At 43.2% G+C, this 12353-nt stretch carries 11 protein-coding genes; 8 read left to right on the top strand and 3 right to left on the bottom strand.

The annotated features are described in order from the left end of the window. Positions 1-128: 128 nt before the first annotated feature. A complete protein-coding gene (locus tag L4C35_RS01210; protein WP_428461164.1) occupies positions 129-1169 on the top strand; it encodes a helix-turn-helix domain-containing protein in 1041 nt (346 codons plus the stop codon). Between the two features lie 14 nt (positions 1170-1183). On the opposite strand, the gene L4C35_RS01205 is transcribed toward L4C35_RS01210, so the two are convergent. Both L4C35_RS01205 and L4C35_RS01200 read right to left on the bottom strand, forming a co-directional pair. Beyond that, entirely contained in the window at positions 1184-3256 is a 2073-nt protein-coding gene (locus L4C35_RS01205; RefSeq protein WP_428461163.1) for an ATP-binding protein, read from the bottom strand. A gap of 3 nt (positions 3257-3259) precedes the next feature. Continuing rightward, on the bottom strand, positions 3260-4432 hold the full coding sequence (locus L4C35_RS01200) for an FIST signal transduction protein (RefSeq protein ID WP_428461546.1): 1173 nt from the start codon (positions 4430-4432) through the stop codon (positions 3260-3262). A gap of 161 nt (positions 4433-4593) precedes the next feature. Here L4C35_RS01200 and L4C35_RS01195 point away from each other — a divergent pair, with 161 nt between their 5' ends. After that, positions 4594-5322: an SDR family oxidoreductase gene (locus L4C35_RS01195; protein WP_428461162.1), complete on the top strand. Its 729-nt coding sequence runs from the start codon at positions 4594-4596 to the stop codon at positions 5320-5322. Between the two features lie 98 nt (positions 5323-5420). On the opposite strand, the gene L4C35_RS01190 is transcribed toward L4C35_RS01195, so the two are convergent. Continuing rightward, positions 5421-5864 carry a hypothetical protein gene (locus L4C35_RS01190; protein WP_428461161.1) on the bottom strand — a complete coding sequence of 148 codons (444 nt, stop codon included), beginning with the start codon at positions 5862-5864 and terminating at the stop codon, positions 5421-5423. 275 nt (positions 5865-6139) lie between these two features. On the opposite strand from L4C35_RS01190, the gene ccoN reads away from it, so the two are divergent. From ccoN to L4C35_RS01160, 6 genes are all read left to right on the top strand, one after another. Then, a complete protein-coding gene (gene ccoN / locus L4C35_RS01185) occupies positions 6140-7567 on the top strand; it encodes a cytochrome-c oxidase, cbb3-type subunit I (protein ID WP_428461160.1) in 1428 nt (475 codons plus the stop codon). Between the two features lie 12 nt (positions 7568-7579). Further along, positions 7580-8188 (top strand): cytochrome-c oxidase, cbb3-type subunit II, encoded by a 609-nt coding sequence (ccoO, locus tag L4C35_RS01180; protein WP_048898372.1) that lies wholly within the window; start codon positions 7580-7582, stop codon positions 8186-8188. Between the two features lie 11 nt (positions 8189-8199). Continuing rightward, complete coding sequence (locus L4C35_RS01175; RefSeq protein WP_428461159.1) at positions 8200-8373, top strand: cbb3-type cytochrome oxidase subunit 3; 174 nt, start codon at positions 8200-8202, stop codon at positions 8371-8373. Between the two features lie 5 nt (positions 8374-8378). Beyond that, on the top strand, positions 8379-9359 hold the full coding sequence (gene ccoP, locus L4C35_RS01170; protein ID WP_428461158.1) for a cytochrome-c oxidase, cbb3-type subunit III: 981 nt from the start codon (positions 8379-8381) through the stop codon (positions 9357-9359). A 120-nt stretch (positions 9360-9479) separates the two neighbouring features. Continuing rightward, positions 9480-9971, top strand: a complete 492-nt coding sequence (locus L4C35_RS01165) for a FixH family protein (protein WP_428461157.1) — start codon at positions 9480-9482, stop codon at positions 9969-9971. Beyond that, the gene (locus tag L4C35_RS01160) at positions 9968-12352 is read left to right on the top strand and encodes a heavy metal translocating P-type ATPase (RefSeq protein WP_428461156.1); all 2385 of its coding nucleotides are present in this window, start codon (positions 9968-9970) and stop codon (positions 12350-12352) included. Before L4C35_RS01165 ends, L4C35_RS01160 begins: the two co-directional genes overlap by 4 nt. Position 12353: the final 1 nt, after the last annotated feature.

The raw sequence follows: 12353 nt of genomic DNA, 5'->3' as shown, positions 1-12353 counted from the left end.
TTTATCATAGAAATAAACGAGTTGGATGTAGACAATAGCAAAATGGAATATGTAATACATACCAATGTAACTAAGAATGGAGCGGCGAGCCCTTACCTGAAGGCGCTAAGGTTTCTCGTTGAGTCTTTATGAAGAATATAGAATCAAAGCCATTGCCCAATTATTCTGTTCATCCAGGCTGGTTACAACTTCTGGAGAAAAACATACGACAATATGATTTGAGCTATAACCGTTACCTTCTATCGAAAGCGCATAATGGTGGTGCGAATGCTTTGTTAGATGTACGCGATGTGCGCCAGATCCTTCTTGAGATGTTCAAAGAAAGTCATGATCCATTGTTTGCAATTAAAGCATCTCAATGGGTAACACCACTGACTTTTGATAGTTATACTCTAACCCTATGGACCGCACCTGATGTGCGTACGCTAATTGAAGATGCCTGCAAGTTCAGTATTGCACTTGGTACACCGCTCCGAACTTTTTTTCATGAAACTGCGTATGGCGATATAGCAATCTGGTTTACTAATAATGATAAAAGTAGCGAAGAATCCCAGGTTTCTTATGTGGGTGTCACGCTTTATATCGCCACTTTGATCAGTATCATCCAGCAAGCATCTGACTATTGTGTTCATGAGATGGAAATACATTTGATCTCTTGGCCATATAGCAAAGAGGTGTTGCCATTATTTGAACGTTACTTGAACTGTAAAATAATTCTCAATTCACCAATTAGAAAGCTGTGCATTAAGCGCCGTTATTTGTTCACGCCCTTGCCGACCAATAATCCAGAGATATATCACACCAATAGAGCGCTTCTCCATCAACATGTCGCCCAATTAGAGTCCAGCGATATAGTACTTCAGATATACAAGGTGTTAGATCGATTACCCTCGTTAGCGAATATCTCGAGCGATACGATTGTAAAAGAAATGATGACGAGCATTCGTACTCTTAATCGACGGCTTGCTGAGGTTAATACATCGTATCGAGGTGTGATTGAAAAATATAAGCTAGAGAAGGCATTACATCTACTGAGTAAACGCAATGCCAATATGTCAGAAATTGCTTTTAAGTTGGGATTTTCCGATTTAAGTACCTTCTCTCGAGCTTTTAAGCGTTGGACTGGGAGCTGCCCTAGCCAATTAAGAGATGATAAAATCAAAAACTAATAAATCACAGGCCATCACAGGCATTGATACTTTAGTAAGGTTGCTTCTAATTCACTGGCTTGAATTGGTTTTGCGATAAAATCGTTCATACCAACTTCCTTACACATCAATTTGTCTGAATCCATTGCATTTGCGGTTAACGCTATAATAGGAATATTGTACCCGCGATCTCGTAGGATCTGCGTGGCTTTCAATCCATCAAGAACTGGCATCGATATATCCATCAGTATAATGTCATAACGTTCTGGGTTTCGTTCGTATTCTGAAATGGCTTCATCACCATTATTAGATATCTGAACTTTATGGCCTCGCTTCTCTAACATCAGCTTGGCAACCAATTGGTTAGTTTGGCTGTCTTCTGCAAGTAATATACTTAGCTGACGACTACTGGCTGGGAATGTTTCTTGTCGGTGCACTGAAAGTTCAGCATTACAGTTTAAACATGGCAATATCATGGTAAAACAACTGCCAGATCCCAAATCACTCTCTAAGGTTATTTCCCCACGCATTTTCGTAATTAAATGCTGGCTGATTGCTAAGCCTAACCCTGTGCCACCATAGCGCCGAGTGATACTACAGTCTGCTTGAATGAATGGATTGAATAAGTTTTTCTGCGCTTCTTTCGCAATGCCAATACCTGTATCTGCCACTGATACATGTATTTTGCCTTCCGTTACTTTTGCGACAATGTGGACGGCGCCATCATTGGTAAACTTAATGGCATTACCCACTAAGTTAAACATGATTTGTGCGATTCTATTTTTATCACCATGAATAAACTCTGGCATAGAGTCTTCAATATCAGCGGTCAAATCGATGTTTTTGATAATCGCTTGTTCTCTCAACTGACTAACGACAAGATTAATGCTGTCTTGAATGCGCATCTTTGAATGATAAAGCTCAAAGTTGCCTGATTCTATGCGCGATAAATCCAATATATCGTTGATGATGGTCAGAAGTAGCTGTGCAGACTGATCCATTTGGTTGAGCCAGGTTTTTTGCTCATTATCGAGCCCTGAATCCGCCAATGTGTCCATTAATCCGAGTACACCGTTAAGTGGTGTACGAATTTCGTGACTCATCATGGCTAAAAATTGTGACTTGGCTTTGTTTGCTGATTCAGCTTGTTTACGTGCTTCAAGGAGCTCGAACAGGCGTTGTTTGCGGCTGGTGATGTTTTTAGCCGTTCCACGATAGCCGAGTAATTTACCTTTTTTATTAAAATATGCTGTTCCGCTGATGCTGACCCATATTCCCCCTTCACTCTCTGGTAGCTGCCATTCGACATCTTCAAACGGTTCTTGGCTACGTAGCTTGATGAGAAGCTGTTGGCGAACACCATCTTGATCTCCAAAAATATCGAGAATATTTTCATTATCGACAATATGCCCCGCTAATTCGGGTGCCGATATATAAGTGAAAATATAGTCGGTGTCTATTTCCCAGAACCAATCACCAACGGTATTGGCGAAGTCTTTAAAACGTTGCTGACTGTAGGTAAGCTCTTGCGTTCTTGCTGCAACCAGCGACTGTAATCGCTCTCTGTAATCGATATCAATAATGGCCCGCTCTAATAACGGTCGAAAGCGGTCAAGCACACGTCGGCACTGTGGCGTGAATTGCCCTTTATCTGAATGTATAAAGATAAGTAATGCATCACCAGTACTGACTTTTACCCCAGTGAGTAACGCAGATTGGCAGTATGCTGCTTGCTCTGGCGAGCGGGTCGAAAATTCTTCAACACGGCTTGGAGAAAAAAGAACGATACTTTCACCGTTCATGCAGCGAATAAACGTATTCGAGACATCCCAAACACTTGATTGGAATATTGGGCAGGTTGATACAAGTTCAAGCAAAGGTGAAGATTCATCTTCACGAGTTAATACAATCGCATTTTCAAAACCGATATATTTGCGAAGAACAGACAATAAGCTGTTAAAGACTTGGCGCTTGTTGTTGGCGCCAGCCATCGCAGAAATCCCCGCTAAAATGGCGGAATTTTCATCGCGTAGTTGCCTTTCTCTTTCATTACTACGTAATAAATCGAGTAATGTTTCTTGTAGCTTCTCAGACTCAAAACGTGGCATTGGCTAGTCCCTGTGAAATAATACGGCTGAAATCATCAGGTTTCCATGGGCATTCTCACCACCAGTAAACTGACCTTGCTCGCCAAATGTAAATGCACATACAAAGGGAGCGGCATGCATTGCATTGTTGATATAATTGGCGACAGTATTCATTTGATCTTGCACTCGCAACATACAGCCAGCACAGTAAATCGCGATACCACCAATAGGGTCTAGCGCTTGGCTGCTGCCAGTTTCATTGGCTGACTCAATAACACGTCCAGCTCGGCTGACCAACCTTTCTTCAGTACCTTCCATAAAAAACAGCTTTTCACCTTCATTAATGGTGGCGAAAAATTCAATACCGCCGCGTTCTGTCAGTTTGCATGGATGTGACAGTTTAAAATACGGTAAGTCATGTACTGTTCCGGCTATACGCCCTAATGGGTTTAAGCTACTGTCGCGCATGATCCCTGATGCTGTAAGTTCTTTTCCTAACCAAGCAGAATAGACTTCACTCGCGGGGCGACCATTTAATTCTATAATTTCACGCCCTTCAACTTTGGTGGCGTAAGCATTTTTTCCTGTACTTGCATAACCGGAGTGAAACGAAAAACTGATTTCACACGATGGATAAAACACGCAAATGCCAACACCTTTTTGTGTACTTTGCAGTTGATTAAACAGCTTCCAGTTACCCTTAACGTGATCATCAGCAGCGCTACCACCTATGATAGGTACTGGGACGGTGAGCTCATCCTCAATGCCTTTTAACACATCTTCTTCTGCACCTGGTGTAGCATGAAGCAAGATTAGTGCCGGTAATTCACCCGGGCGATTACTATTTTCAATTGCTTGAAGGACAGCTTGTCGTGCCATGTCATAAGCCGACTGATTTGAAGACACAATAGCTGTACCATACGCACCGTTGTAATCACAAAGCGCCCACAGCGCAATGCCTTCTCCTTGTTTGTAGCCATCGTCGGTCATTACGCCTTGGCAAGAAGTACATGCCAATATTTGGCTGTCTGGGTAGGCTTCTGTGAGTCGAGCTTGAATCGCTAATTCGTCGTAATGCTCAGATAAATACGCTAGCACCAACTTAGGATTTGCAATTTTCATATTCAGTTTGCGAATAGCATCTGAAATTGCTTGATCTGAGGAATGAAAGGCTGAGAAGCTAGTGGCGATATCCATAGTTTCATTATTCTTAGAATGAATTTTCATTAATCATAGTCATTTTTCATCTAACAATCAGCACTCTATCAATTTTTTACTCAAATAAATCTTAAGTATTTATGTATCGTGCCGTTATGGATGAAAACGATTGCTTAATCACTGAAGTAAAAGGAATAAAAATGACAAACAAGGTGTTTTTGGTCACTGGTGGTGCGCGAGGTATCGGAAAAGGTATATGCGATTTATTAAGCCAAGATAGTGCCGTGGTTTTTGCTGTCGATATTGATGAACAAGCTGGTTTTGAATTAGTCGCAAACAATCCATTAATACGTTTTCGTCATGCAAATGTTACTTGTCAGAGTGAAATCCAATGCGTGATTGATGAGATCCAAAGCCAGTATGGTCGGCTTGACGGTTTAGTAAATAATGCCGCGATATCTAACCCTTATAATGCTCCGTTAGCAGAGCTCAATTTACAAGATTGGCAACGTACAATCGAAATTAATCTCACAGCACCATTGATGATCACTCAGTCTGCCTTAAAGCTACTAAATCAGACGCAAGGTGGTGTTGTAAATATTGCGTCGACCCGTGCAGCTCAAGCAGAAGCAAACACTGAAGCCTATTGCGCCTCTAAAGGTGGTTTGGTTGCTCTAACAAAGGCGCTAGCGGTGAGCCTAGGTCCTACGGTGCGTGTTAACTGTATTTCACCTGGCTGGATACATACCAACGAAAATGAAACGTTACGCCCTGTTGATCATCGCCAGCATTTAACGGGCCAGGTCGGTCAGGTGTCTGACATAGCTAATATGGTTGAATTCTTGTTGAGCGATAAAGCCCGTTTTATTACTGGAGAAAATTTTACCATTGATGGTGGAATGACAAAAAAAATGATTTATTCCGAATAAATTGGCTATGTTTAGATGGGATTTTTTTCGATAAACAGAGGTTTAACTTTTAAACCTCTGTTTATCACGTCAACCGCGTTTTATCGTTAAAAAATCAATCACTTTTCTACAGTGAAATGTGCATTCATTATTTTATCTTCTTGAGTGATTTTTATCACCCATTCCATTTTATCGTGCATGCACGCTGGCACCGTAAATTCACCCTGCCAACCACGGTCATTTTTTGTAAAGACAACAGGGACAGATCCCATATACATACTCACACCTTCTACGATGCCCACAGGTTTAACATTTGTGTTATCAATTTGTATGATAATCGGCGCGTCGGCTTTTAACGCTTCTGAAACAAATGAAACTGGCAGCTTTTCGTTTGAGCTCTTAACCAAGCAACCAGTTGTTGATAATTGACATGTTAAACTCGTCTCTTCGCCTTGCTGTGTTTGATTGTAGGTTATTGTTCTCCAAACAAATGCTGCAATTAACACTACCATCAAGATGATTATCTGAGCAAGCCTGCCCCTAGTAAGTTTTTGTGCTGCCATGTATTTGTACATCCCGTGTTACAGAGTTCAAAGTTTTCACATAAATGTTGCTTAACCGTAAACATAGTGTGGGCTTCACACTGTTAATCACCTGTTATCTAACGTATTATGAGCAATGAAAATGCCACTTTTACAAAAAAATAGCAATTTGATTGTTAAGTTGTTCAAAAACAATATGACGTTAATTTAGCTACTGGGTGGTATTGCGACAACTTGTTGTTCGCACAAGGAAAGTAAAGAGTGTAGTTGAACAATAAATAGTGGAAGCATGCAACATGAGCCAAGTAAAGCAGCTTGAACAAAACTACAACTATACAGTCGTTCGTCAATTCACCTTAGTAACTATTCTTTGGGGTATTGTCGGTATGGGTGTTGGTGTATTGATTGCCGCTCAGCTAGTATGGCCGGCGCTAAATTTCGACCTACCTTGGTTGACATACAGCCGTTTGCGACCATTGCATACTAATGCAGTGATTTTCGCATTTGGTACCAGTGCGTTATTTGCTACGTCTTACTACGTAGTACAGCGTACATGTCAAACAAGATTGTTTGGTGGGAAGTTAGCGGCGTTCACCTTCTGGGGTTGGCAAGCTATTATCCTGTCTGCGGCAATTTCATTGCCGATGGGCTGGACATCCGGTAAAGAATACGCAGAACTGGAATGGCCGATTGATATCGCGATTACAGCTGTTTGGGTAGCCTATGCCATTGTCTTTTTCGGTACCATGATAAAACGGAAAACGTCACATATTTATGTGGCTAACTGGTTTTTCGGTGCCTTCATTCTCACGGTAGCGGTTCTACACATTGTAAATAGCCTTGCAGTACCTGTTTCCATGACTAAGTCCTATTCGGCTTACTCTGGCGCAGTCGATGCAATGGTGCAATGGTGGTACGGCCATAATGCGGTAGGTTTCCTACTGACAGCCGGTTTCCTAGGTATGATGTACTACTTCGTCCCTAAGCAAGCTGGTCGTCCGGTTTACTCGTACCGTCTTTCTATCGTTCACTTCTGGGCATTAGTATCACTTTACATTTGGGCTGGCCCGCACCACCTTCATTACACAGCACTACCAGATTGGACTCAATCGTTAGGTATGGTGATGTCTTTGGTTCTATTTGCTCCTTCTTGGGGTGGTATGATCAACGGTATCATGACGCTGTCAGGTGCATGGCATAAACTACGTTACGACCCTATCCTACGTTTCCTTGTTGTTTCATTGTCTTTCTACGGTATGTCTACCTTCGAAGGCCCAATGATGGCAATTAAAACGGTTAACGCCTTATCGCACTACACGGACTGGACTATCGGTCACGTACACTCTGGTGCTTTAGGTTGGGTTGCGATGGTTTCTATTGGTGCCCTATATCACCTTATTCCTAAACTGTTCGGTCAAGAGCGTATGTACTCAATTAAGTTGATTAACGTGCACTTCTGGCTTGCAACGATTGGTACGGTACTTTACATCGTCGCCATGTGGATATCCGGTGTGATGCAAGGCCTGATGTGGCGCGCTGTTAACACAGACGGCACATTAACTTACAGCTTCGTTGAGTCGCTACAAGCGTCTTACCCATTCTACTTCGTTCGCTTCATTGGCGGCTTAATCTTCTTGTCTGGTATGTTCTTGCTTGCGTACAACGCATACAAAACAATCTCTGCACCGAAAGAAAGCCTGAAAGCCATTGAGCAACCAGCATAAGGAGTTCGGCAGATGAGCAATCGTCATGAAATTGTAGAAAAAAATGTCGGCCTCCTAGCCATTCTTATCGTGATTGCGATCAGCTTTGGTGCGCTAGTAGAAATTACGCCGTTGTTATACCAAGACCAAACCACAGAGCCAGTTGAAAACCTACGTCCTTACACAGCGTTAGAAATGGAAGGCCGTGACATTTACATCCGCGAAGGTTGTAACGTATGTCATAGCCAAATGATCCGTCCATTCCGCTCTGAAACAGAACGTTACGGACATTACTCTGTTGCTGGTGAAAGTGTTTGGGAACACCCATTCCTATGGGGTTCAAAACGTACAGGGCCTGATTTGGCACGTGTCGGTGGTCGTTATTCTGATGACTGGCACCGTGTTCACCTTCGCGATCCTCGTGCAGTTGTTCCTGAGTCAAATATGCCTGGCTTCCCTTGGTTAGAAGAGAACGTACTTGACGGTAAATTAACTTCTAAGAAACTTGCAATCTTTAAAGATAACTTCGGTGTGCCATACACTGACGAGCAAGTTGCCAATGCGGGTGAAGCCGTTAAAGGCAAGACTGAAATGGATGCACTGGTTGCTTACCTTCAGTCTCTTGGTCACGCGATGAAATAAGGAGCGTTCTTATGGATATTGGAACCGTTCACAGTATTTGGACCGTCATTTTATTTTCTAGCTTTATCGGCATTGTCGTATGGGCTTTCAGTAAACGTCAGAAATCCCGTTTTGAAGAAGCGGCTAATCTAGTGTTTGCTGATGAAGAGAAAGACGTGGCAACGCGCGATAAAGACAGGAGCTAGGAAGCATGACGACGTTTTGGAGTCTATGGATTACTATCATCACTATCGCGACCTTTGTTGGTATTGCTGCCCTACTTTATTGGTGTAGCCGAGACAAAATGGGGGTCGAAGAAGGTGAAGATATGGGGCACGAATACGATGGTATTCGTGAAATTAACAACCCGCTGCCAAAGTGGTGGTCCTACATGTTTTGGGGCACGCTTATCTTTGGTGCGGTTTACTTAGTGCTATACCCTGGCCTAGGTAACTTTAAAGGTGTACTTGGTTGGACGAGTTCAGATCAAACTGTACGTTCAATGGCAGAGTCTCAAGCGTCGGTTGAACGCTCTCGCCAAGAAAAGTCACTGGATCAATATGCAAAAGAGTTAAGCGACGCACAAGCGCGTTTTGGTGAAACATTCAAAGCACTGGCATATGACAGTACAGGTAATACTTTACTGCCCATTACCCAAATTGCGGAAAACGATGAAGCAATTAAAGTCGGCCAACGTTTGTTTATCCAAAACTGTGCTCAGTGTCATGGCTCTGATGCTCGTGGCCAAGCGGGTTACCCTAACCTAACGGATAACGCTTGGTTATACGGTGGTGAGGCTGAAACAATCAAAACAACCATCATGGATGGTCGTATTGGTGTGATGCCAGCGTGGATTGATTCACTGGGTAAAGATGGCGTTAAGGAAATCACAAGTTACGTGCTTTCAATGTCTGGCCGTAAAGTGAATGCGAAAGAAGCCGCTGCAGGTAAACAACGCTTTGTTGTCTGTGCCGCTTGTCACGGTACTGATGGTAAAGGTAACCCTGCTTTTGGTGCACCAGACCTAACGGATAACACTTGGTTATATGGTGGTTCTCGTCGTGCCGTTGAAGCAACCATTACCCATGGTCGCCAAGGTGTAATGCCTGCGTGGAAAGATGTACTTGGTGAAGAAAAAGTACAACTTATCTCTGCTTACGTATGGAGCCTAAGCGAGTCAAATAGCAAATAAATCCCGCTATTTATCATCAGTTACAGTTAATCAAAACATTAACAAATCTAACTGAGACATAATCTATAGCCCCTGATAGTCTCAGGGGCTCTTTCCAAGAAGTCTTCAAAGGTAATCAGCATGAAAAAACCATGGTATAAGCAGTTTTGGCCTTGGTTCCTTATGGCAATTCCTGCAACATCAATTATCTATAGCCTTAGCATTGTTTATGTTTTCTCACAAAACCAAGTCGACCTTGTTGCTGAAGATTATTACAAGAAAGGTAAAGCGATAAACCTTGATCTATCACGCTTAAAAGTAGCCGATGCGCTCAAATTAAAAGCAAGCCTTCAAGTGACCGATGATCAAATTACCGTTAATTTCGATAAAGGTGAACTCACGCAATATCCTAACTTGCGCGTCACTTTTACCCACCGTACTCTTGCAGACAGAGACTTTACTCAAATGGTGAGTGCCGATCTTAAAGGCAGCTATCACTTCAATACATCATCACCTATTCAAGGCCCTTGGTTTGTTGAAGTAGAACCATTTGAAGGCGACTGGATGTTGCAAGGCCCTGTAGCGCTTCCAACATCCGACCCGATTTCGTTGTACGGGCAGATCAAGGAATGACAAAAGATTGTTACCACTGTGGTGACCCTGTTCTAACGGGTGACCAATTCCAAGTTGAAATCCTGGGTGAAACACGCGACATGTGTTGCCCAGGTTGTGAGGCTGTTGCCCAGACTATCGTTGAAAGCGGCCTTACATCCTATTATGAATACCGCACCGCCCCTGCTGAAAAAGCCGATCTTGTACCGCAACAACTTCAATCACTCCTTTTATACGATCACGAAGAAGTGCAGCAAGAGTTTGTACGTAGTAATGAAAACAGCAAGGAAGTGACGCTGTCACTTGAGGGCGTATCTTGTGCTGCTTGTGCCTGGTTGATTGAAAAGCAACTCATGCGCGAAGCCGGTATTATTTCTATTCGCGTAAATACCACTACCCATCGTGCTCTGCTTGCGTGGGATCCTGAACAAACAAAGCTTAGCCACCTTCTCTCTTGTATTCATCAATTGGGTTACAAGGCTGCGCCATTCGAAGCCGATGCCCAAGAACAGCATTACCATGAAACCATGAAGCAATACCTCTATAAACTTGGTATTGCAGGGATTGCAACCATGCAGGTGATGATGCTGGCGGTTGCTTTGTATTTTGAAGTATTTGGTGATTTAGACACTGAGTTTCGAAATTACCTGCGTTGGGTCAGTTTAATTTTTGCAACTCCTGTCCTTTTATACTCTGCGTTACCTTTTTACCTGAACGCATGGCGGAATTTACGGGCATGGACGCTTGGTATGGATGTCCCCGTTTCTATCGCCTTGTTATTCGCTTATACCGCCAGTGTTTACGCAACGGTGACTGAAACAGGAGAAGTCTTCTTTGAGTCGATCTCCATGTTCACCTTCTTCTTATTACTTGGTCGCTTCCTTGAAATGCGCGCTCGTCGTCAAGCCGCTGCGGCAAGTGCTAACCTGCTAAAACTTGTTCCTGCATTGGCAACCTTAGAAGACGGAACACAAGTGGCAGCCAAAACGTTAAAAGTAGACGATATTGTGTCTGTTCTGCCTGGAGAAAGCTTACCCGCAGATGGGTGTGTTTTATCGGGTGAAACTCATATTGATGAATCCATGTTGACTGGTGAGCCGATGCCAGTCCCACGTACTAAAGACGATCTTGTGTATGCAGGTACCATTAATGGTGACGGTAATATTAAGATTCGCGTCACGACTGATCGTCAGAACTCATTAATCTCAAACATTGTGCGTTTACAAGATGAAGCACAAATGTCGAAGCCAAAAGTCGCGGTATTAGCCGACGTAGTAGCACGTTACTTTGTTGCGATCATTTTGATCGTGGCTGCTGGTACTTGGTATTACTGGCACCAACAACAACCAGAAGATGCGTTGTGGATCACACTGGCGGTATTAGTCGCTACATGTCCATGCGCCCTATCGCTCGCCACCCCAACTGCGCTGACATGCTCTACATCTAGCCTTGGACGATTAGGGATCTTACTGCGTAGAGGCCATGTGCTTGAAACCTTATGTAAGGTCAATCAGCTTGTTATCGATAAAACGGGCACATTAACTGAAGGTAACGTGCGCTTGGTTGAAACGCGCTTGTTTAGTGATTTTACACAACAACAAGCCTTATCCATGGCTGCTGAACTGGAGCGCTTTGCTAATCACCCTATTGCCAATGCATTCAAGCCTTACCGCAATGAACGTACTCTGTTTAACCATGTTGAAAATACGATCGGACAAGGGTTACAAGGCAACATTGAGCAGCATAGCTGGCGTATCGGACAACTTGGATTTGTTCTACAAGGTAACCCAAATGCTAAGCAGCTAAGTCAGCAGATGAATAACCAATACCAAGTCTGGCTGTCTCGTGACAGCGAACTTGTTGCGGCGTTTAAGTTAGAAGACCCTATTCGCGAAGACAGTGCAGAGTTAATTCATCAATTTCACCGCGCGGGCATTCGTGTCACTATGTTAACTGGTGATAATTCAGTCAGTGCACAGCTGGTTGCTGATAAACTTGGTATTGATAAATTGGTTTCAGGTGTAACGCCAGAAGGCAAACTTCAATACTTACGTAGCCTTGATGCCAAAGATATTGCATTGATGATAGGTGACGGTGTAAATGATGCACCAGTCTTGGCGGGGGCTCACCTTTCTGTCGCTATGGGCGGTGGTACAGACATTGCCAAGTCATCGGCCGATATGGTGCTATTGGGCGATCAATTAACGCGCATTCTTAACGCACGTAAGCTCGCGCTGAGAACCAAGAAGATCATCCGAGAAAATTTAGCATGGGCGCTAGGTTATAATTTAATTATTCTGCCATTAGCGGTCGCAGGGTTTGTTGCACCTTATATCGCAGTAGTGGGAATGTCGGCGAGTTCGATCATTGTTGTATCAAATTCTTTAAGGTTATTAAAATAAA

It is taken from the genome of Photobacterium kagoshimensis (assembly GCF_050337045.1).
Lineage (GTDB): Bacteria > Pseudomonadota > Gammaproteobacteria > Enterobacterales > Vibrionaceae > Photobacterium > Photobacterium kagoshimensis.
The sequence above is the reverse complement of the archived record's forward strand: the minus strand, read 5'-3'. Positions and strand labels throughout refer to the sequence as shown.

Excerpts from the sequence above, each read along its gene's own strand:
- L4C35_RS01210 (WP_428461164.1), top strand. The coding sequence starts at position 129 with ATGAAGAATATAGAATCAAAGCCATTGCCCAATTATTCTGTTCATCCA.
- L4C35_RS01205 (WP_428461163.1), bottom strand. The coding sequence starts at position 3,256 with ATGCCACGTTTTGAGTCTGAGAAGCTACAAGAAACATTACTCGATTTA.
- L4C35_RS01200 (WP_428461546.1), bottom strand. The coding sequence starts at position 4,432 with ATGGATATCGCCACTAGCTTCTCAGCCTTTCATTCCTCAGATCAAGCA.
- L4C35_RS01195 (WP_428461162.1), top strand. The coding sequence starts at position 4,594 with ATGACAAACAAGGTGTTTTTGGTCACTGGTGGTGCGCGAGGTATCGGA.
- L4C35_RS01190 (WP_428461161.1), bottom strand. The coding sequence starts at position 5,864 with ATGGCAGCACAAAAACTTACTAGGGGCAGGCTTGCTCAGATAATCATC.
- ccoN (WP_428461160.1), top strand. The coding sequence starts at position 6,140 with ATGAGCCAAGTAAAGCAGCTTGAACAAAACTACAACTATACAGTCGTT.
- ccoO (WP_048898372.1), top strand. The coding sequence starts at position 7,580 with ATGAGCAATCGTCATGAAATTGTAGAAAAAAATGTCGGCCTCCTAGCC.
- L4C35_RS01175 (WP_428461159.1), top strand. The coding sequence starts at position 8,200 with ATGGATATTGGAACCGTTCACAGTATTTGGACCGTCATTTTATTTTCT.
- ccoP (WP_428461158.1), top strand. The coding sequence starts at position 8,379 with ATGACGACGTTTTGGAGTCTATGGATTACTATCATCACTATCGCGACC.
- L4C35_RS01165 (WP_428461157.1), top strand. The coding sequence starts at position 9,480 with ATGAAAAAACCATGGTATAAGCAGTTTTGGCCTTGGTTCCTTATGGCA.
- L4C35_RS01160 (WP_428461156.1), top strand. The coding sequence starts at position 9,968 with ATGACAAAAGATTGTTACCACTGTGGTGACCCTGTTCTAACGGGTGAC.